Source organism: Clostridium tetani, assembly GCF_900167265.1.
Classification (GTDB): domain Bacteria; phylum Bacillota; class Clostridia; order Clostridiales; family Clostridiaceae; genus Clostridium_G; species Clostridium_G tetani.
Genome location: NZ_FUWT01000008.1, coordinates 21,126 through 42,306, shown reverse-complemented (window position 1 = coordinate 42,306; position 21,181 = coordinate 21,126). Strand labels below are relative to the sequence as shown.

Sequence of the window (21,181 nt, the reverse complement as noted above, 5' to 3'; positions counted from 1 at the left end):
AAATGAATGAGGAATTCATAGTAGCATTAAAAGAAATTGTTAAAGAAAAGGGTATTAGTGCGGAACTACTTTTTAATACTATAGAAGATGCTTTAGTTGCTGCATATAAAAAGAATTACTCAAAACAAGGTGCAACAAGTCAACATGTAAATGTGTCTATGAATAGGGAAACTGGAGAAATCCATGTTTACTCAAGAAAAAATGTAGTAGAAGAAGTAGAAGATGAATTCAATGAAATATTCGTAGAAGATGCTAAAACAATAGATCCTAGATATGAGTTAGAAGATATAGTTGATATAGAAGTTACACCAGAAAAATTTGGAAGAGTAGCAGCTCAAGCGGCTAAACAAGTAGTTGTGCAAAGAATAAAGGAAGAAGAGAGAAGAATTGTATATAATGAATTCATAGAAAAAGAATGTGATATAATAACAGGTAATGTTATTAGAAAAGATAAAACCAATGTATTTATTAACTTAGGTAAAATAGAGGCAGTTCTAGGACCTAATGAACAGATGCCAGGAGAAGAATATAATTTTAATGATAAATTAAAACTATATATAGTTGAAGTAAAAAATACTACTAAAGGTGCACAAGTAGTAGTATCTAGAACCCATCCAGGTCTAGTTAAGAGATTATTTGAATTAGAAGTGCCAGAAATATATAATGGTATTGTGGAAATAAAAAGTATTTCTAGAGAAGCAGGATCAAGAACAAAAATTGCAGTACATTCAAATGATGAAAATGTTGACTCTATGGGAGCTTGTGTAGGTCCAAAAGGAACAAGAGTTCAAAATATAGTAAATGAACTTAAAAATGAAAAAATTGATATAATTAAATGGAGTAAGTTACCTGATGAATTTATATCAAATGCACTTAGTCCGGCAAGAGTACTAAAAGTGGATGTAGATGAAGAAAGTAAATCAGCAAAAGTTTTAGTAGAAGATAATCAGCTTTCCCTAGCTATAGGTAAGGAAGGACAAAATGTTAGACTGGCTGCAAAATTAACAGGATGGAAAATAGATATAAAAAGCTTATCACAAATTTCAGAAGTAGAAGAGGATATAGAAGTTGTAGAAAGTGAAAATTAAATAAAAGGAGGGTGATCATGTTGAAGACAAGGAAAATTCCTCAAAGGATGTGTACAGGTTGCATGGAAATGAAACCTAAAAAAGAACTTATTAGAGTTGTAAGAAATAAAGAAGGAGAGGTTTCAATAGACTTAACAGGAAAGAAGTCAGGAAGAGGTGCCTACATTTGTAAAGATGTAAATTGTCTTCAAAAATCCTTTAAAACTAGAAGATTAGAAAAAAATCTAGAAGCTACTATAAGTGAGGAACTATTTAATAAATTAAAAGAAGAGATAGAAAATGAAGGATAGATTTATTTCATTTTTAGGAATAACAAAAAAAGCAGGTAAAGTTATAGAAGGATATAATAAATGTGAAGAAGCATTAAAAAAGAATAGTTGCTACCTTATTATAGTATCGCAAGAAACCTCTTCTAATACCAAAGAAAAGTTTGAAAGAATTAGTAATAATAAGAATATTCCTATGATAGTAGCTTATACCAGTAAAGATTTATCTTATGCCTTAGGAAAAGAAGGCTTAAATATAATAGGTATAAAAGATAAGTCTATGGCAAATAGATTGCTACAATTGTGGAATGGTTCATAAATAAGTTTCGGGGGTGAATGCTTTGTCAAAAGTAAGAGTATATGAATTATCAAAAGAATTAGGTATATCAAGTAAAGACTTAATTAGTTTATTAAAAGATGAATTTAGCATTGAAGTGAAAAATCATATGAGTGTTGTAGAGGAAGAAGATGCTCTATTGATAAAAGAATTTTATGGTGAGAGCAAAGAAGAAAATACTGAGGAAAACATAGAAGAAAAATATGGAGACCTTCAAGAAGCTCAAATAAAAGTAGTAAAGAAAAATAGAAAAAATAAAGTTAAAAAAAATGACGATGAAAATGATGCACAAGAAGAAATAGTAATAGAAATGGAAGATACCATAACAGTTAAAGAGTTATCAGATAGATTGAAAAAAACTTATGCTGAAGTTATAAAAGAACTAATGATGATGGGAGTAATGGCTGCAGTTAATCAAGAGATAGATTTTGAAGCAGCAGAAAAGCTTGGTGAAAAATTTGAAGCTATAGTTGTACAAAGAGAAGTAGACGTACTAGAAGAGTCTGTGGAACAATACATTGAAGAAGAGGAAGAAGAAGGGACTGTAAAAAGACCTCCAGTAGTTACAGTTATGGGTCACGTTGACCATGGTAAAACTTCATTATTAGATGCTATTAGAAAAGAAGAAGTAGCTGCTAGTGAAGCAGGAGGTATAACTCAACATATAGGAGCCTACACTATAACTATAAATGGTGAAAAAATAACATTCTTAGATACGCCAGGGCATGAAGCTTTTACATCAATGAGAGCTAGAGGTGCTCAGATAACAGATATAGTTATATTAGTTGTTGCAGCAGATGATGGTATAATGCCACAAACTGAAGAAGCTATTAATCACTGTAAAGCTGCGAATGTTCCAATGGTAGTTGCTATAAATAAAATGGATAGAGCTGGTGCTAATCCAGATAAAGTAAAGCAACAATTAGCAGAAAAAGGCCTTGTAGCAGAAGACTGGGGTGGAGATACTATTACTGTGCCAGTATCAGCTCATACAAAGGAAGGCATAGATACATTATTAGAAATGGTACTTTTAACAGCAGAAATGCAAGAGTTAAAGTCAAATCCTAATAGAAAAGCTAAGGGAACAGTTGTAGATGCTAAATTAGATAAGGGAAGAGGACCTGTGGCATCATTAATAGTTCAAAATGGAACTCTAAATTCAGGTGATTCCATAATAGTTGGAACCACTTATGGAAGAATTAGAGCTATGTTTGATGATAAGGGAAGAAAAATAAATTCAGCAGGACCATCAATTCCGGCAGAAATTTTAGGGCTTTCAGAAGTACCTTCAGCGGGAGATAGATTCTATGTAGTAAAGGATGAAAAAACTGCAAGAGAAATGGCTGAGAAGAGAAAAGAAAAAACTAGAAGTGAATACTTAGCAACTAGTAAAGTTTCATTAGAAGATTTATATAGTCAAATAAAAGAAGGAAAAATAAAAGAATTAAATATCATAGTTAAGGCAGATGTACAGGGAACTATTGAAGCTATAAGACAATCCCTTGAAAAATTATCTACTGATGAAGTAAAAGTAAGAGTTATTCATGGTGGAGTTGGAGCTATTACGGAGACAGATGTAATTCTTGCTAATGCATCTAGTGCTGTAATTATAGGCTTTAATGTAAGACCAGATTCAAATGCTATAGTATCTGCTGAAAAAGAAAATGTAGAAATAAAAACTTATAGAGTTATATACAGTGCCATTGAAGACATTAAAAAAGCTATGATAGGTATGCTAGAACCAGAATATAAAGAAGTTATTCAAGGAAGAGCAGAAGTAAGAATGACATATAAAATATCTAATGTAGGAACAGTTGCAGGATGTTATGTTCAAAGTGGTAAAATAACTAGAAATTCAGGTGTAAGAATTATAAGAGACGGTATAGTTATTTTCGAATCTGAATTATCATCTTTAAAGAGATTCAAAGATGATGCTAAAGAAGTAGCCGCTGGATATGAATGTGGAATAATGGTTGAGAAATTTAATGATATAAAAGAGGGCGACACAATAGAAGCTTATACAATGGAGACTATTAAAAAGCATACACTATGATTGGAGTGATAAAATATGGCTAAGTATAGGGCTGGTAGAATAAATGAAGAAGTAAAAAAAGAAATTTCAAGCATAATCCGAATGGATTTAAAAGATCCAAGAATAAGTGCTATGGTTAGCGTAACTAAAGTAGATGTAACTAAAGATCAAAGATATGCAAAGGTATATGTAAGTATATTTGGAGATGAAAAGTCAAAAGAGGAAACATTAGAAGCACTTAAAAGCTCTAGTGGCTTTATAAGAAGAGAAGTAGGACATAGAATTAAATTAAGATATACACCAGAGATTATTATACAAAATGATGATTCTATAGAGCATGGTATGCACATAGATTCTATTTTGGATAAAATCAAGGAGAATGAAGACCATGATAACAAATAAAATATTAGATTTAATAATGGAAAGTAACAAAATAGCATTAACTTTCCATGTGTCTCCAGATGGTGATTCTATAGGAAGTACTTTAGCTTTATATCAAGGTATATCCTCTTTAAAAAAAGATGTATATATTATATCAAAAGAAGATATACCAGAAGATTTTAAGTTTTTATCCTGTGCTGGTGCAATAACTAAAAGTCATGGAGAGGTTTTAGATGGAACGGAGTTAGTTATAGTATTGGATTGTGGAAATTTTGCAAGGGTAAATGCTAATATAGATATTGAAAATAAAAAATATATCTTTATTAATATAGATCATCATATATCCAATGAATTATATGGAGATTATAACTTTGTAGATCCTAATGCAGCTTGTATGGGGGAGATAGTATATCAAATGTTAAAATCTTTAGATGTTAACATAAATAAGGATATAGCAACTTGTTTATACACATCTATATTAACGGATACAGGATCTTTTAGACATTCAAATACTACTTCTGTAACCCATTGTGTTGCTGGGGATTTAATAACTACAGGTATAGATTTTAGTAGCATACACAGAAAAATATTTGATAATAAAAATTTTATTAGATTTAAGCTTTATGGGGAAGTTTTTAATGACATGGAGTTAATAGAAGATGAGATTTGTGTTATGAAAGTTACACAGGAAATGTTTAAAAAGTTTAATATAGACTCTGGAGAAGATACTTCTGATATAGTTTCCTTTGGAGGAACTATGAAAGAAGTGGATGTAACTCTTCTTTTAAAAGAAAAAGATGAGGAAATAAAAATAAGTTTAAGATCTAAGTCTAAAGCGGATGTAAGGAATGTAGCAGAGAAGCTTGGTGGAGGCGGACATATAAGGGCTGCTGGAGCTTCTGTTAAGGGAAAAACCTTAGAAGAAGTAAAAAATATAGCAATAGATTTAATAAAAAAAGAGCTGATGAAATGAATGGTGTAATAAATGTATATAAGCCTCAAAATATTACCTCTTTTGATGTGGTAAGAATTATTAAAAAAATAAGTAGAATAAAAAAAGTAGGGCATACAGGTACATTAGATCCAATGGCTACAGGGGTTTTACCTATATGCTTAGGTGGTTCTACCAAAATTGTTGATTTTATTATGAATGAACACAAAGAGTATAGAGCTAAACTAAAATTAGGATTAATCACAGATACTTATGATAGAGAAGGAAAAGTACTGAAAGAAGAAGATGCATCCAAAATTTTAGAGGAGGAAGTTGTAAACTGTATAAATTCTTTTAAAGGGGAAATTATACAAATTCCTCCTATGTACTCTGCTATAAAAATTAAAGGGGAAAGATTATACAATCTTGCAAGAAAAGGAATAGAGGTTGAAAGAGAAGGTAGAAAAATAAATATCTATAATATAGAAGTGCTAAAGGTGAATCTTCCCTATGTAGAATTTAAAGTAAATTGTTCTAAGGGAACTTACATAAGAAGTCTTTGCTATGATATTGGTAACAAATTAGGAATGGGGGCAACTATGTGGGAATTGGAGAGAACTAAAACAGGAAATTTCTCTATTGAAAACTCTATAAACTTAGAAGATATAAATGAAGAAAATATACAAGAATTTATAATTCCTGCAGAAAAAGCTCTAAGTAAATATGAAAGAATAGAAATAGATGAATACTTTTCAAGACTTCTAAAAAATGGAGTAAAAGTAAAAGATAAAAGGCTTTTAGATAAAATAAAAGCAAATGATATTTTAAGAGTTTACCAAGAAGATAAATTCATAGGGTTAGGACAAAAAACTAAAGAGGGGTTTAAGATCGTTAAATTACTTGTATAGGAGTAATGAATATGGATATAATAGAAGAAGAGATAAAAACAAAGTATAACCTTGATATTTATGTAGCTTTAGGAAGTTTTGATGGACTGCACTTAGGACATATGAAACTTATAGATAAAGCAATAAAACTTGCTAAAGAAAATAATGGTAAAAGTATGGTATATACTTTTAAGAATCACCCTTTAGGGGTTATAAATGAAAATTTAGCACCGAAACTTTTAATGGATAATAGTACAAAAATAGAAGTACTTAAAAATAAAGGTGTAGATATATTAAGATTTATTTGCTTTGATAAGAATTTCATGGAAATATCTCCAGAAGATTTTATATTAAATATAATAAAACAATACAATATAAAAGGTATAGTAGTAGGTTTTAATTTTAGATTTGGACATAAAAATTCTGGCGATGTTGAATTGTTAAAAGAACTTAGTAAAAAATATGATTTTCAATTGTTTATAGTAGGCCCTGTAGAGTATAATGATGAGGTAGTTTCTAGTTCTAGAATTAGAAAAACTATATCGGAGTATGGAAATGTAGAAGAAGCTAAAGAAATGCTTCCACATCCATATTTTTTAGAAGGTAACGTTATAAAAGGACGTCAGATAGGAAGAAAAATGGGTTTTCCCACTATAAACTTGAATTACAATAAGGACTTTGTAATACCCAAAAATGGAGTTTATTTTACAGGAGTATTATATAATAGCAAATTTTATAAGGGTATAACCAACATAGGTTATAATCCAACAGTAAAAAGCAAAAAACTAAACATAGAAACTCATGTATTGAATTTTAATGAAGAGATATATGGAGAGAAAATAAGACTTTATTTTTTAAGTCGTCTAAGAAATGAAAAAAAATTTAAATCTTTAGAGGAGTTATCTTTGACAATTAAAAAAGATAAGGGATACGTAAATAAACAAAGTTTAGATTTAATTGTAAAAAATAATTTACAAATTTGAAGAAATTTGATATAATTATTTCTATAAACCTTATTCTAGGATTACTGTATTGCCGTCGGTAATCATGGATTAGGGGGATAATACAATCGGAGGTGTAACATTAATGGATAAGGCATTAAAACAAGAAATATTAAAAAAACATGCAAGAAGCGAAGGAGATACAGGTTCTCCGGAAGTTCAAATTGCACTATTAACTCAAAGGATCAATCATTTAAATGAACACTTAAAAGTTCATAAGAAAGATTTCCACTCTAGAAGAGGACTTTTAATGATGGTTGGTAAAAGAAGAGGGCTTTTAAACTACTTAGAAAAGAAAGATATAGAAAGATATCGTGCAATTATAAAAGAACTAGGATTAAGAAAATAATAAATTTTCAGTGGTAGAGCGGCTTTGACCGCTCTATTATTTTGAACAATGTATTTTATATAAAATTAATTTTAGTTTTAATCAAAATTATGGTTTCAAAAGGAGGTAAACTATGAGTCACGTACTTGAAACTGATATAGCAGGAAGAACCCTTAAAGTAGAATATGGAAAAGTAGGAATGCTTTCCAATTGTGCTATATTAGTAAGCTATGGAGATACAGTGGTACTTATAAATGCAAATGCGTCTAAAGAACCAAGAGATGGAATAGATTTCTTTCCATTAAGTGTAGAATATGAGGAGAGACTTTATTCTGTTGGAAAAATACCTGGAGGATTTATAAAAAGAGAGGGAAGACCTACAGAGAATGCTATATTACATGCTAGAGCTATAGATAGACCCCTAAGACCTCTATTTCCAAAAGGATATAGAAATGATGTTCAAATAGTATGCACTGTCCTATCTGTAGAATCTGATAATCAACCAGATATATTAGCTATGAATGGAGCATCTTTAGCTCTATGTCTATCTAGCATACCTTTTACGACTCCAGTAGCTAATGTTTCCGTAGGGCTAATTAATGGAGACTTTATATTAAATCCAACTCAAAGTCAAAGAGAAGAAAGTATCTTAAATTTAACTGTTTCAGCTACAAAGGAAAGAGTTATGATGATTGAAGCTGGTGCTGAAGAAGTAGATGAAGATACTATGTATAATGCAATAAGATTTGGTTTCGAACAATGTCAAAAAATAGTGGAATTCCAAGAAGAGGCAATGAGAAGATTTGGGAAAGAAAAAGTAGAACCAGTTTTATACTTAGTGGATAAAGATATAGAAAAAGAAGTAAGAGAATTCGCATTTCCTATGGTTAAAGAAGCTATGTACATTTCAGATAAAGACCTTAGAAATGAAAAAATAGATGAAGTAAAAGAAAAAGTGAAAGAGGAGTTTGAAGAAAAGTATCCAGAGAATGATTCAGATATTTCAGAAGCTTTATATAAAATGCAAAAAGAAGTAGTAAGAAATATGATACTTAGAGAAAAAAGACGTCCAGATGAAAGGGCTTTTGACGAAATAAGAAAAATAAGCTGTGAAGTAGGATTACTTCCAAGAACTCATGGTACAGGACTATTTACAAGAGGATTAACTCAAGTAATGACAGCTGCTACCATTGGACCTTTAGCAGATGTACAAATTCTCGATAGTATAGAAGATGAAGAATTTAAAAGATATATGCATCACTATAACTTTCCTTCTTACAGTGTAGGGGAAACTAGACCTTTAAGAGGACCAGGTAGAAGAGAAATAGGTCATGGAGCTTTAGCAGAAAAAGCATTAGAACCATTAATACCATCTGAAGAAGATTTCCCATATACTATAAGACTTGTATCCGAAGTTTTAAGTTCAAATGGATCTACATCACAGGCAAGTGTTTGTGGGAGTACACTAGCATTATTAGATGCAGGTGTACCTATAAAAAGACCAGCAGCAGGAATAGCTATGGGGCTTGTTACTAATGATGATTTAACAGAAGAAAAAATTTTAACTGATATACAAGGCATAGAAGACTTTTTTGGAGATATGGACTTTAAAGTTGCGGGTACAGAAAAAGGAATAACCGCTCTACAAGTAGATACAAAGATAAGTGGATTATCAGACAACTGTATAAAAGAAACCTTAATAAAAGCAAAAGATGCTAGAATGTATATATTAGGTAAAATTAAAGAGTGTATACCAGAGCACAGAGCAGAACTTTCACCTTATGCACCAAGAGTCTATACTATGACTATAGCACCAGAAAAAATAAGAGATGTAATAGGTGCTGGTGGTAAAACAATAAATAAAATAATAGGTGAAACAGGAGTTCAAATAGACATAAAAGAAGATGGAAAAATATATGTTATGTCTTCTGATAGTGTAGGAGCTAATAGAGCTTTAAAGATGATAAATGATTTAACTAAAGATGTGGAAGCAGGAGAAATTTATTTAGGTAAAGTTACTAGAACAACTAATTTTGGGGCTTTTGTTGAAATACTTCCAGGAAAAGAAGGATTAGTACACATTTCAAAATTAGATTTTACAAGAGTAAATAAGGTTGAAGATGTGGTTTCAGTTGGAGATGAAATATTAGTAAAAGTAACAGATATAGATGATCAAGGAAGAATAAATCTTTCAAGAAGAGATGCAATAAAGAAAGAAGAAGACGAAAAAACTAAAGAAAATAATCATTAAAATAGAAGGGCTTTGTGCCTTTTTATTTTTTAAATGGAATATTATAAAATTTATGGAGGAATTTATGTATAAACTATATAGCCTCAATAACGGATTAAGAGTAGCTTTAGAGAAAATAGATTATGTGCAATCTGTAAGTATAGGTCTATGGGTAAAAAATGGATCTAGAAATGAAAATGAACATAATAATGGTATTTCTCATTTTATAGAACATATGATGTTCAAGGGAACCAATAATAGAAATGCAAAAGAAATTGTAAAAACTATAGAAGATTTAGGTGGTCACATAAATGCCTTTACAGGAAAAGAAGCAACTTGCTACTATATAAAACTTTTATATACACATTTAGATGTTGCTTTAGATATATTATCAGATATGATTTTTAATAGTAAATTTAATGAAGAAGATATAGAACTAGAAAAGGGCGTTATACTTGAAGAAATAAGCATGAATGAAGATTCACCAGAGGATGTGCTTGTAGAACTTCATAGTAAGGCAGCTTGGGGAGATGACCCTATATCACTTCCAATACTGGGATCAGCAAAAGGGGTTAGATCCTTTACAAGAAATCATATTATAGAATATTTAAAGAGTCACTATACTCCAGAAAATTGCGTTATATCTATAGCAGGGAATTTTGATGAAAATATATATAAATTAATAGAGGACTATTTTGGTCATTGGAAAGCTTCAAATGAAAAACCTTTGCTATATTCTACACCTGATGTTTTGAATAATCATCTTTTTAGAAAAAAGGAAATAGAACAGCTACATATGAATTTAGGTATGCAAGGAGTAGAAATCGGAAACGAAGACATGTATACTATATTATTACTAAATAATATATTTGGGGGCTCCACTTCATCTATATTATTTCAAAAGATAAGAGAAGAAAAAGGAAGATGTTATTCTATATACTCTTATGTAAATAGTTATAATAATACAGGAATAGTAAATATATATACAGGGTTAAACTCTAAATATTCTATAGAGGTTTTAAAACTCATTGTGGAGGAAGTACATAAGTTTTCCAAGTATTGCATATGTCAGGAACAAATTATACAGGGAAAAGAAGGATTAAAGGGAAGTTATATACTAGGACTTGAAAGTACCAGTAGTAGAATGTTTAGCAACGCAAGATCTGTATTATTTTTAAATAGAATTAATAAACCAGAGGATATAATTAAAAAAATAGATAAAATAGACATGGAAAGCATTCATAGAGTGAAAGAGAATACATTTGAAAAAGGTATAATAAACTCTGCTTTTGTAGGAGAAAATATAGATATAGAAACAGTTAATAACATGATGGATAAAAGTATAAACCCATTTAAGAACAATTCCAATAGCACATTTATATAATATAGGTATATAAATGTAATATATCCTTGATGTATTTCATAGAGATAAAATAGAAATATATTAGGGAGGTTTTAATATGTCGGAAGATGTAAAAAAATATAGTGAAATGGAAAGATTTGAAATTATAAATATTAGTAACGGTGAAAAATACAATTTTTTAGGTAATAATGATGTAATAATAGATGAAGAAGGAAATTTTAAATTATTAATATTGGCTAGTGTAAAAAATAAATTTTCATTCCTCGGAAAAAGCGAATTTTTTGAAGTTCCCTGGGAATATGTAAAAAAAATAGGAACGAGAACTATAATAATAGATATAGAGGAGTCCACATTAAAAAATAGCCGTATATGAAGCAGGGAGGAACATTATGAAAATAATAGTACAAAAATTTGGAGGTACTTCTGTTTCTACTAAAGAGAGAAGACAAAGAGTTGTAGAAAAAATCATAAAAGCTAAAAATGCTGGATATAGTCCTGTAGTTGTGGTATCCGCTATGGGAAGAAAGGGAGAACCTTATGCAACGGATACATTACTATCTTTAGTTAGTAATGAACTAAAGAAGAATAATTTAGCTATAGATCTTTTAATGAGTTGTGGAGAAATAATAAGTACTGTTGTTATGGCTGATGAACTTTTATCTAAAAATATAGACGCAGTACCTTTAACAGGAGGACAAGCTGGAATATTAACAGATGATAATTATAGCAACGCATCCATATTAAAATTAGAATGTGATAAAATATTGGATGTGGTAGAAGAAAATAAAATCCCAATAGTAGCTGGTTTTCAAGGAATTAGTGAAAATGGATTTATAACTACTTTAGGTAGAGGAGGAAGTGACGTTACAGCGGTTCTACTTGGAGGAGCATTAAAGGCAGAAAAAGTAGAAATATATACAGATGTAGATGGAATAATGACCGCAGATCCAAGGATAGTATCTGATGCTACTTTGATAAAAGAAATAAGTTATAATGAAACTTTCCAATTTTCTCATGAAGGAGCAAAGGTTATACATCCAAGAGCAGTAGAAATAGCAATGAATGAAAACATCCCTATAGTAATAAAAAATACTTTAACTAATTGTGATGGAACTTTAATAAATAATATAAGTGATTTAAATTTAAATAATATAATAACAGGAATTACTCATACCAATGATAGGACTCAAATAAAAATAGAACTTGAACAAAATAAAGAAAATGAAAGTTATTTTAGAATACTAGATATATTAGCTGAAAATTCCATAAGTATAGATTTAATTAATGTATTCCCAAGAGAAAGTATATTTACTATTGATGGGAAGGATTTTGAAAAATTTAGTAGCATAATGAATAAAATTAATTTAAAATACTCTCACATAGATAGCTGTAGTAAAATTGCTATTATAGGAAATAGAATGAGAGGTATTCCTGGAGTAATGGCAAAAATAATTTATGTATTAATGAATGAAAATATAGAAGTATTACAAACAGCCGACTCTCACGCTACAATCTGGTGTTTAGTAAAAGATATTCATACAGAAAAAGCTATAAAAGCATTACACAATGCATTTAATTTATCTAATAATAAATAAAAAGAGTATAATAGCCTTCTCTTATGTACAAAATAAAATTGTGCATAGGGAGGGATTTTTTATGTTAAATGAAGAAAAAAGAGAAGAAAATAATTTAGAAAATATAAAAGAGTTGGGAGTTGTAGAGACTCCTAAACCTAATGATAGGATATATATTCTACCAATAATAGGTCAAGTGGAGGGGCATGCAGCAGTACCACCTCAAAATAAGAGTACTAAATATGAGCATGTAATACCACAATTAGTAAATATTCAAATGGATGATAACATAGAGGGGGTCTTAGTGATTTTAAATACAGTAGGTGGAGATGTAGAAGCAGGACTCGCTATTGCTGAGATGATAGGCAGTCTGGGTAAGCCTACAGTATCCCTTGTTATAGGTGGAGGCCATTCCATAGGAGTGCCTTTAGCAACTGCTTCAAATTATTCTTTTATATCCCCCACAGCTACTATGATAATACATCCAATTAGAATGAATGGATTAATTCTAGGAGTTCCTCAAACCTTTGAATATTTTGATAAAATGCAGGATAGAATTATAGAGTTTATAGTAAGAACTTCTAAAATGGATAAAGAAACTATTAAAGATATGATGATTAAAACAGATAATTTATTAAATGATATGGGAACCATTTTAATAGGAAAAGAAGCCGTAGACTGTGGTCTTATAGATGAAGTAGGTGGTATTAAAGAAGCACTTAATAAATTAGAAGAACTCATTAAAAAAGAGGTAAAATAGCTATGGGTAAAACCTATGGCTATTTTTAAGTATGGACAAGCATTAGAAGGATATGTAAAATAATAATGAACAGCTAATAATGAATAATGAACAATTAAGGAGGCTCTTCTTCCTGACATCAGAAGAGCTTTAGTTTTATTAGATTTGTTAAAGATAGTTGTACTATGGAAAACCTGTTCAGCAAAGCTGAATATAAAGATTTTATACAATCAAAAAATTATTCATTATTCATTAACTAAAGGGGGAGGGATAAAGTGGCAAAGAAAAAAAAGCAAAAAACTATTAAACTAGATGCTGAAATTAAAGGGATATTATTTATAACTATAGGTGTACTTTCTCTTATAAGTATTATGTCCTCTTCAAATTCAGGAATTATTGGTAAAATGTCAAAGAAAATTCTTGTATTTATATTTGGGTTAGGAGCTTTTATATTTCCATTCTTTATAATATTTGTAGGTGTATGTCTAATACTTAAAAAAGGTAAAGTAACATATAGTGGAAAGTTTTATGGAATAGTTTTATTTATTTTAAATACACTATTTTGTTTACATATAGGAGATATAGTTACAAAAGGCTTGGATAGAAGTTTTTTTCAAGGAATTGTGGATATTTATAACTCGGAAACTTTTTTACATGGTGGGGTAATTTCATATATAGTGGATCTTCCCTTATATAAGCTTTTTGGCAAATGGGGAACTTTTGTAATATTTATTTCTATATATGTTATATGTTTTATATTAATAAGCCAAATATCTTTATACAGCATAATAAGTAAGTTTAAACTTAAAAAAGAAAAAAGGAGAAAAGAAAAAAATATAGAAATAAAAGAGGATGTTCAAGATGAAGTTAAATTTACAGAGATTAAAGATTCGGAGGAGATACCAGAAGAAAAAATAATTAATAGAATAAAAATAATAGATTTTATAAAAAATACCAATATAGAAGAAAATGATGATACAAAAGAAAATAAGCCTATACAAAAAGGAAAAGATAGCAATAATATTCAAGGAGAAAAAGATATAAATAAAGAGTTGGAAGAGGAAATGAGCAAAGCGGCTTTAAAAACTATAGATTATGAATTTCCATCTATAGATTTATTAAATGATAATAAATCTATAAAACTAAAGAAAGAAGATAAAAAGGAGCTACTTAATAATGCCAATAAACTTGAAGAAACTCTAACAAGTTTTGGGGTGGAAGCTAAAGTAACTCAGGTTACAAAAGGACCTTCAGTAACCAGATTTGAGCTTCAACCAAGTGTTGGGGTTAAAGTAAGTAAAATTGTACACTTAGCAGATGATATAGCCTTAAATTTAGCCGCTCAAGATGTAAGAATTGAAGCACCAATACCAGGTAAGTCAGCTGTGGGAATAGAGGTGCCTAATAGAGAATTAACACCAGTTTATTTAAAAGAGGTTTTAGACTCTAATGAATTTAAGAATTGTAATAAAAATTTAGCTTTTGCCATAGGAAAAGATATAGCGGGTAATTGTGTTGTTTCAGATTTAAGTAAAATGCCGCATTTATTAATAGCAGGGGCTACAGGTTCTGGTAAAAGTGTTTGTATAAATACTTTAATAATAAGCTTAATATATAAGTATTCTCCTGAAGATGTAAAACTGCTTATGGTAGATCCTAAAGTAGTAGAACTTAATATATACAATGATATACCACATCTACTTATTCCTGTAGTTACAGAACCTAAAAAAGCAGCAGGTGCCCTGTATTGGGCAGTAAATGAAATGACTAGAAGATATAAGTTATTTGCAGAAACCAATGTAAGAAACATTGAAAGTTATAATGAGCTACTTAAGAAAGGGAAGGGAGTAGAAAAACTTCCTTTAATAGTTATAGTTATAGATGAATTAGCAGATTTAATGATGGTATGTCCTAATGATATAGAAGACTATATAGGAAGATTAGCTCAAATGGCAAGAGCTGCAGGTATGCATTTAGTTATAGCCACTCAAAGACCTTCTGTAGATGTAATAACAGGAGTCATAAAAGCTAATATACCTTCTAGAATTTCCTTTGCAGTTTCAAGTCAGATAGATTCAAGAACCATATTGGATATGGGAGGAGCAGAAAAACTATTAGGAAAAGGAGACATGCTTTTTTATCCCTCTGGAGAATCAAAACCTATGAGAGTACAAGGGGCATTCATATCTGAAGAAGAAGTTGAAAAGGTAGTAGGTTTTATAAAAGAGAAGCAATGTGGGGAAGTAGAATATGAAGATAGCATAATAGATGAAATAAACACTTCAATTGAAATAAATAACGAGGATAGAGACGAACTTTTAGAAGAGGCCATAAAAATTGTAGTAGATGTAGATCAAGCGTCAACTTCACTATTGCAAAGAAAGTTAAGAATAGGTTATAATAGGGCAGCTAGAATAATGGACCAAATGGAGGAGAGGGGTATTATATCCCAAAAAGATGGAAGTAAGCCAAGACAGGTATTAATAAGCAAAGATGATATTGTCTAAGAAGTTTAAGGAGGAGTAAAATGACAAAAATAAAATATGGAGTAGTTAGTTTAGGTTGCGATAAAAATAGAATTGACTCTGAGGTAATGATAAATGAGATTAAAAAAGAAGGTATAATAACAAATGATCCTAAAGAAGCAGATGTTATTATAGTAAATACTTGTGGATTTATAGAAGATTCTAAAAAAGAGTCTATAGATACAATATTAGAAATGTCAAACTATAAAAATAATAACTGTAAAGTATTGGTAGTTACTGGTTGTTTAAGCCAAAGATATGGAGAAGAATTACAAGAATTACTTCCAGAAGTAGATGTAATGTTAGGAGTAAATGACTATGATAAGCTTAGTGATGCTATTAAAAAATCCATAGAAAAAGGTGAAAAGTCCCTTTATTGTAACTATAGTAATACAGTTATAAATGAAGGTGGTAGGGTATTAACTACACAAAAACATTATGCCTATTTAAGAATAGCTGAAGGTTGCGACAATTTCTGTACTTATTGTGCAATACCAAAAATAAGGGGAAAATACAGAAGTAGAAAAATTGAGGACATAATAGAAGAAGCTAAATTTCTTTCGCAAAATGGTGTTAAAGAAATAATAATAGTTGCACAAGATACTACAAGATATGGATTGGACATATATGGTGAAAAAACGCTACCTTCACTTTTAAAACAATTAGAAGAAGTAGATGGAATAGAATGGATAAGATTATTATATTGTTATCCAGAAGATATAACAGAGGAGCTAATAGAAGAGTTTGCCAGAAACAAAAAGTTATGTAAGTATGTAGATGTACCTATACAGCACATAAGTGATTCTGTATTAAAAAGAATGGGCAGAAAAGGAAATAAACAATTGGTTACAAAGGTTTTAAGAGATATTAAAAAAAGAGTTCCAGAAATGTCTATAAGAACTTCATTAATAGTAGGTTTTCCAGGAGAAATGGAGGAAGACTTTAAAGAACTTAAAGACTTTGTAGAAGAATTCAAATTTCAAAATTTAGGAGTTTTTAAATACTCTCAAGAAGAGGGCACACCTGCGGCAACAATGGAAGATCAAGTTTTAGAAGAGATAAAGGAAACAAGAAGAGAAGAATTAATGAAGATGCAACGAGACATAGTTAAAAGTATTAATGCTGATAAAGTTAATAAAGTATACAAAGTAGTTGTAGATAATTTTAATGGAGAACATTATATAGGAAGAAATTATGAAATGCTACCGGAAATAGATGGTGCAATTTATTTTAAATGTGATAAAATATTAAATATAGGTGAGATGGTATGTATCAAAATATTAGAGACCTTAGAATATGATCTAATAGGAGTTGTATGTGATGAATCTTGCAAATAAATTAACTATAATCAGAATATTTTTAGTACCTGTTTTTTTGATTTTTATAGCCATTAATGACATTCCATATGGAAAAACTATAGCTACAGCCATATTTATAATAGCAGCTCTTACAGATAAGTTAGATGGCTATATAGCAAGAAGTAGAAATCAAATAACACGATTTGGTAAATTTATGGATCCTTTGGCAGACAAACTGTTGGTTACAGCAGCTTTAATATCATTAGTAGAATTACAGGTTATTTCTACATGGGTTGCAATGATTATTATAGCAAGGGAATTTGCCGTAACAGGTCTTAGAGCAGTAGCAGCTTCTGAGGGTATAGTAATTGCTGCAAGTCCTTTGGGAAAAGCAAAAACTGTTACACAAATTATAGCTATTATAATAGCACTTATAAATTTAAATAATATTAACATATTATCTATTCCAAGTAACTATATTTCTAGTCTTACTAATATAACCATGGGTGCTGCAGTTATTATAACTATCATTTCTGGAATAGATTATTTTGTGAAAAATAAAGAAGCTATAAAAATAGATAAATAATTATTTAGAGTTGTTTTAAAAAAATATATCTGTCAATAATACAAATAAAGTTCCCTATAGGGAACTTTATTTAATGAACAACGAACAGTGAATAATGAGTAATTATGGTTATTTTTTCTCCACTACGTTACGAAAAAATTTTAATTGTATAAGATCCTCTTGTTCAGCTTTGCTGAACAAGTTTTTCATAGTACAATTATTTTTAAAAAATATAATAAAAATAAAGATTTTCTGACGTCAGAAAGAAAATCATCCTAAATTGTTCATTATTCATTAATATTGGGTTGACCAAAGTGTTAAATTAAGTTATAATTAGAACAGATGTTCGAAATAAAGAAAGGATGGTGACCCTTAAATAGGGATTATTATGGATAAAGAAAAATTAAAAGCCATAGAAGCAGCTATGGGAAACATAGAAAAGCAATTTGGTAAAGGCTCTGTAATGAAATTAGGAGAAAAAAACATATTGGATATAGAAGCTATTTCCACAGGATGTCTTGGAATGGACATAGCTTTAGGTATAGGTGGAGTTCCAAAAGGAAGAATAGTAGAAATATATGGACCTGAATCATCAGGTAAGACAACTGTGGCATTACACATAATAGCAGAAGCTCAAAAGAATGGTGGAGTTGCAGCTTTTATAGATGCTGAGCATGCATTAGATCCATCTTATGCAAGAAAATTAGGAGTAGATATAGACAATTTAATAGTTTCTCAACCAGATACAGGAGAACAAGGATTGGAAATAGCAGAAGCTCTTGTTAGATCCAATGCTATAGATATAGTAGTTGTTGACTCTGTAGCGGCATTAGTTCCTAAGGCAGAAATTCAGGGAGAGATGGGAGATTCTCATGTTGGATTACAAGCAAGATTGATGTCTCAAGCCCTTAGAAAATTAGCAGGTTCCATAAACAAATCTAACTGTGTAGCTATTTTCATCAATCAATTAAGAGAAAAAGTTGGAATAATGTTTGGAAGTCCTGAAACTACACCGGGAGGAAGGGCACTTAAATTTTATTCTAGTGTAAGATTGGATGTTAGAAGAATAGATACAATAAAACAAGGAGATGAGTTTTTAGGAAATAGAACTAGAGTAAAAGTAACTAAAAATAAAGTAGCTCCTCCTTTTAAAAATGCTGAGTTTGATATAATGTATAATGAAGGTATATCAAGAACAGGTGATGTTTTAGACTTGGGTGTTAAAGAAGAAATAGTGCAAAAAAGTGGATCTTGGTTTTCCTATAATGATGTAAGATTAGGTCAGGGTAGAGAAAATGCAAAACAGTTTTTAAAGGATAATCCAGAACTACTTTATGAAATAGAAAATACTATAAGAGAAAAATATGATCTTCCAATTGTTAAAAATAATATTAAAGCAGAAGTGGAAGATAAAAAAGAGAAAAAAGCAGAAGAAGTTTAAATTATATACAAATATATATAACTTGACATAATAAAAAAATTAATATAAAATAAAGACAAAATCTGGTTTAGCAAAAAAGTTAGTCCATTTGAATAAATTATGACACTTTCTAAGCTTTTGTATTTATCAGCAATAGATTATCTAAACACAAAAAGCAAAGGAGGTGCTCATTTGAACTTAACGTATTATATAGTAGCAACTATTATAATAGCAGTTATAGCTGTATATGTTGATTACTATATTAGGAAAAATGTATCTGCAGCTAAAATTTCAAATGCAGAAGAAAAAGGACGTAATATAATAGAAGATGCTAAAAGAGAGGCTGAATCTAAAAAGAAAGAAGCCATACTAGAAGCAAAAGAAGAAATGCATAGACTTAGAAACGATTTTGAAAAAGAGTCTAAAGACAGAAGAAATGAAATTCAAAGATTAGAAAGAAGAATAATACAAAGAGAAGAAGCACTTGACAAAAAAGGTGACATGTTAGAAAAGAAAGAAGAAAGTTTGAATAAAAAACATCAAGAACTGGAAAATAAGAAGAGTAACATAGAAAATTTATACGAAAAACAAAGAGAAGAATTGGAAAGGCTTGCTGGATTAACTTCAGATCAAGCTAAAGAAATGTTACTAGAAGAAGTAAGAAAAGAAATTAAACATGAAACCGCAATGTTAATTAAAGAGGTAGAAACAAAAGCTAAAGAAGAGGCCGATAAAAAGGCAAGAGAAATAACTACATATGCTATTCAAAGATGTGCAGCAGACCATGTTGCAGAAACCACAGTTTATGTAGTAAATCTTCCTAATGATGAAATGAAGGGAAGAATTATAGGAAGAGAAGGTAGAAATATAAGAACACTTGAAACTTTAACAGGTGTAGATTTAATAATAGATGATACACCTGAAGCAGTTATTCTTTCAGCTTTTGACCCTGTAAGAAGAGAAGTTGCTAGAATAGCTTTAGAAAAATTAATTATGGATGGACGTATTCATCCAGCTAGAATTGAAGAAATGGTAGAAAAAGCCAAAAAGGAAGTTGAAAATAATATTAGAGAAGAAGGGGAACAGGCTACATTTGAAACAAGTGTGCATGGACTTCATTCAGAACTAATAAAATTATTAGGTAGATTAAAATATAGAACTAGTTATGGTCAAAATGTTTTAAAACATTCTATAGAAGTATCTTACTTAGCAGGCTTAATGGCTTCGGAATTGGGAATGGATCCTACTTTAGCTAAAAGAGCAGGATTGCTTCACGATATAGGAAAGGCTGTTGACCATGAGGTGGAAGGACCACATGCTATTATAGGAGCCGAAGTGGCTAAAAGATATCATGAGTCATCCATAGTTGTAAATGCAATAGCTGCCCATCATGGAGATGAAGAATTTGAATCTATAGAAGCAATATTAGTTCAGGCGGCAGATGCTATTTCAGCTGCTAGACCTGGAGCAAGAAGAGAAACTTTAGAAGCTTATATTAAAAGGTTAGAAAAACTCGAAGAGATTGCAAATTCATATGAAGGCGTAGAAAAGTCATATGCCATTCAAGCGGGTAGAGAGCTAAGAATAATAGTTAAACCAGAAGTAGTAGATGACGCAGGGTCCTATGAGATGGCTAGAAATATGGCTAAGACCATAGAGAATGAATTAGAATACCCTGGTCAAATTAAGGTAAATGTAATAAGGGAAACTCGATCCATCGAGTATGCTAAATAAAAATTAGATTAGAAAACAAAATCCTCTAAATCTTGTAAATTCATAGTAATTTTACAAAATTAAGAGGATTTTTTCATTATGTGTAGAATATACATAAGTAGAAGTAGTATAAAGTATAACAAATAAAGTATAAAATTATATAGGAGGTTTATTATGGAAGTATTAAAAGTTTCAGCAAAATCAAGTCCAAATAAAGTTGCAGGTGCATTAGCAGGTGTTTTAAGAGAAAAAGGAGGAGCAGAAATTCAAGCAATTGGAGCAGGAGCTTTAAATCAAGCTATAAAAGCAGTAGCTATTGCAAGGGGATTCGTTGCACCAAGTGGAATCGATTTAATTTGTATTCCAGCATTCACAGATATAGAGATAGACGGTGAAGAAAGAACAGCTATAAAGCTAATAGTTCAACCAAGATAATAATATGGAAAGCAAAGGGCTAATTATGCTAGCCCTTTTTTTTATTATGATTATATGATAAAGTATAA

Annotated in this window: 20 protein-coding genes; all 20 read left to right on the top strand. The window is 30.1% G+C overall.

The genetic code is table 11. The annotated features are described in order from the left end of the window. Positions 1-2: 2 nt before the first annotated feature. The 20 genes from nusA to B5D21_RS07300 all read left to right on the top strand — a co-directional run bounded on the left by nusA (position 3) and on the right by B5D21_RS07300 (position 21,113). Positions 3-1,088, top strand: coding sequence for a transcription termination factor NusA (gene nusA / locus B5D21_RS07395; protein ID WP_011099502.1), 1,086 nt, complete (start codon positions 3-5; stop codon positions 1,086-1,088). Positions 1,089-1,108: 20 nt separating this feature from the next. Next, complete coding sequence (rnpM, locus tag B5D21_RS07390) at positions 1,109-1,378, top strand: RNase P modulator RnpM (protein WP_035110430.1); 270 nt, start codon at positions 1,109-1,111, stop codon at positions 1,376-1,378. Further along, entirely contained in the window at positions 1,368-1,673 is a 306-nt protein-coding gene (locus B5D21_RS07385; RefSeq protein WP_011099503.1) for a 50S ribosomal protein L7ae-like protein, read from the top strand. The genes rnpM and B5D21_RS07385 overlap by 11 nt, the downstream gene beginning before the upstream one ends. Positions 1,674-1,695: 22 nt before the next feature. Further along, positions 1,696-3,744: a translation initiation factor IF-2 gene (gene infB, locus B5D21_RS07380; protein ID WP_035124876.1), complete on the top strand. Its 2,049-nt coding sequence runs from the start codon at positions 1,696-1,698 to the stop codon at positions 3,742-3,744. Positions 3,745-3,759: 15 nt separating this feature from the next. Further along, a complete protein-coding gene (gene rbfA, locus B5D21_RS07375; RefSeq protein ID WP_011099505.1) occupies positions 3,760-4,125 on the top strand; it encodes a 30S ribosome-binding factor RbfA in 366 nt (121 codons plus the stop codon). Then, positions 4,112-5,077: a DHH family phosphoesterase gene (locus B5D21_RS07370; protein WP_035124874.1), complete on the top strand. Its 966-nt coding sequence runs from the start codon at positions 4,112-4,114 to the stop codon at positions 5,075-5,077. Before rbfA ends, B5D21_RS07370 begins: the two co-directional genes overlap by 14 nt. Beyond that, positions 5,074-5,943, top strand: a complete 870-nt coding sequence (gene truB / locus B5D21_RS07365) for a tRNA pseudouridine(55) synthase TruB (RefSeq protein ID WP_011099507.1) — start codon at positions 5,074-5,076, stop codon at positions 5,941-5,943. The genes B5D21_RS07370 and truB overlap by 4 nt, the downstream gene beginning before the upstream one ends. A gap of 11 nt (positions 5,944-5,954) precedes the next feature. Further along, entirely contained in the window at positions 5,955-6,905 is a 951-nt protein-coding gene (locus B5D21_RS07360; protein WP_035109879.1) for a bifunctional riboflavin kinase/FAD synthetase, read from the top strand. Positions 6,906-7,008: 103 nt separating this feature from the next. After that, on the top strand, positions 7,009-7,272 hold the full coding sequence (rpsO, locus tag B5D21_RS07355) for a 30S ribosomal protein S15 (RefSeq protein WP_011100342.1): 264 nt from the start codon (positions 7,009-7,011) through the stop codon (positions 7,270-7,272). A gap of 112 nt (positions 7,273-7,384) precedes the next feature. After that, positions 7,385-9,502, top strand: coding sequence for a polyribonucleotide nucleotidyltransferase (locus tag B5D21_RS07350; RefSeq protein WP_011099509.1), 2,118 nt, complete (start codon positions 7,385-7,387; stop codon positions 9,500-9,502). Positions 9,503-9,566: 64 nt separating this feature from the next. Next, positions 9,567-10,865 (top strand): M16 family metallopeptidase, encoded by a 1,299-nt coding sequence (locus B5D21_RS07345; protein WP_035124871.1) that lies wholly within the window; start codon positions 9,567-9,569, stop codon positions 10,863-10,865. A 76-nt stretch (positions 10,866-10,941) separates the two neighbouring features. After that, positions 10,942-11,217 carry a YlmC/YmxH family sporulation protein gene (locus tag B5D21_RS07340; protein WP_023438174.1) on the top strand — a complete coding sequence of 92 codons (276 nt, stop codon included), beginning with the start codon at positions 10,942-10,944 and terminating at the stop codon, positions 11,215-11,217. Positions 11,218-11,233: 16 nt separating this feature from the next. Then, positions 11,234-12,439 carry an aspartate kinase gene (dapG, locus tag B5D21_RS07335; protein ID WP_011099511.1) on the top strand — a complete coding sequence of 402 codons (1,206 nt, stop codon included), beginning with the start codon at positions 11,234-11,236 and terminating at the stop codon, positions 12,437-12,439. A 61-nt stretch (positions 12,440-12,500) separates the two neighbouring features. Next, positions 12,501-13,178, top strand: coding sequence for a ClpP family protease (locus tag B5D21_RS07330; protein WP_035109874.1), 678 nt, complete (start codon positions 12,501-12,503; stop codon positions 13,176-13,178). Positions 13,179-13,432: 254 nt separating this feature from the next. Next, complete coding sequence (locus B5D21_RS07325) at positions 13,433-15,664, top strand: DNA translocase FtsK (protein WP_011099514.1); 2,232 nt, start codon at positions 13,433-13,435, stop codon at positions 15,662-15,664. Positions 15,665-15,684: 20 nt separating this feature from the next. Beyond that, complete coding sequence (rimO, locus tag B5D21_RS07320; protein ID WP_011099515.1) at positions 15,685-17,019, top strand: 30S ribosomal protein S12 methylthiotransferase RimO; 1,335 nt, start codon at positions 15,685-15,687, stop codon at positions 17,017-17,019. Beyond that, positions 17,003-17,566 (top strand): CDP-diacylglycerol--glycerol-3-phosphate 3-phosphatidyltransferase, encoded by a 564-nt coding sequence (pgsA, locus tag B5D21_RS07315; RefSeq protein ID WP_035109870.1) that lies wholly within the window; start codon positions 17,003-17,005, stop codon positions 17,564-17,566. Before rimO ends, pgsA begins: the two co-directional genes overlap by 17 nt. Before the next feature lie 367 nt (positions 17,567-17,933). Then, positions 17,934-18,986 carry a recombinase RecA gene (gene recA, locus B5D21_RS07310; RefSeq protein WP_011099517.1) on the top strand — a complete coding sequence of 351 codons (1,053 nt, stop codon included), beginning with the start codon at positions 17,934-17,936 and terminating at the stop codon, positions 18,984-18,986. Positions 18,987-19,157: 171 nt separating this feature from the next. Continuing rightward, on the top strand, positions 19,158-20,699 hold the full coding sequence (rny, locus tag B5D21_RS07305; protein ID WP_035109869.1) for a ribonuclease Y: 1,542 nt from the start codon (positions 19,158-19,160) through the stop codon (positions 20,697-20,699). A gap of 153 nt (positions 20,700-20,852) precedes the next feature. Continuing rightward, positions 20,853-21,113, top strand: coding sequence for a stage V sporulation protein S (locus B5D21_RS07300; protein ID WP_023438183.1), 261 nt, complete (start codon positions 20,853-20,855; stop codon positions 21,111-21,113). Positions 21,114-21,181: the final 68 nt, after the last annotated feature.

Bases quoted from the DNA above. Each gene is read 5' to 3' on its own strand.
- nusA (WP_011099502.1), top strand. From the start codon at position 3: ATGAATGAGGAATTCATAGTAGCATTAAAAGAAATTGTTAAAGAAAAG.
- B5D21_RS07385 (WP_011099503.1), top strand. From the start codon at position 1,368: ATGAAGGATAGATTTATTTCATTTTTAGGAATAACAAAAAAAGCAGGT.
- rbfA (WP_011099505.1), top strand. From the start codon at position 3,760: ATGGCTAAGTATAGGGCTGGTAGAATAAATGAAGAAGTAAAAAAAGAA.
- B5D21_RS07370 (WP_035124874.1), top strand. From the start codon at position 4,112: ATGATAACAAATAAAATATTAGATTTAATAATGGAAAGTAACAAAATA.
- truB (WP_011099507.1), top strand. From the start codon at position 5,074: ATGAATGGTGTAATAAATGTATATAAGCCTCAAAATATTACCTCTTTT.
- B5D21_RS07360 (WP_035109879.1), top strand. From the start codon at position 5,955: ATGGATATAATAGAAGAAGAGATAAAAACAAAGTATAACCTTGATATT.
- rpsO (WP_011100342.1), top strand. From the start codon at position 7,009: ATGGATAAGGCATTAAAACAAGAAATATTAAAAAAACATGCAAGAAGC.
- B5D21_RS07350 (WP_011099509.1), top strand. From the start codon at position 7,385: ATGAGTCACGTACTTGAAACTGATATAGCAGGAAGAACCCTTAAAGTA.
- B5D21_RS07345 (WP_035124871.1), top strand. From the start codon at position 9,567: ATGTATAAACTATATAGCCTCAATAACGGATTAAGAGTAGCTTTAGAG.
- B5D21_RS07340 (WP_023438174.1), top strand. From the start codon at position 10,942: ATGTCGGAAGATGTAAAAAAATATAGTGAAATGGAAAGATTTGAAATT.
- dapG (WP_011099511.1), top strand. From the start codon at position 11,234: ATGAAAATAATAGTACAAAAATTTGGAGGTACTTCTGTTTCTACTAAA.
- B5D21_RS07330 (WP_035109874.1), top strand. From the start codon at position 12,501: ATGTTAAATGAAGAAAAAAGAGAAGAAAATAATTTAGAAAATATAAAA.
- rimO (WP_011099515.1), top strand. From the start codon at position 15,685: ATGACAAAAATAAAATATGGAGTAGTTAGTTTAGGTTGCGATAAAAAT.
- pgsA (WP_035109870.1), top strand. From the start codon at position 17,003: ATGAATCTTGCAAATAAATTAACTATAATCAGAATATTTTTAGTACCT.
- recA (WP_011099517.1), top strand. From the start codon at position 17,934: ATGGATAAAGAAAAATTAAAAGCCATAGAAGCAGCTATGGGAAACATA.
- B5D21_RS07300 (WP_023438183.1), top strand. From the start codon at position 20,853: ATGGAAGTATTAAAAGTTTCAGCAAAATCAAGTCCAAATAAAGTTGCA.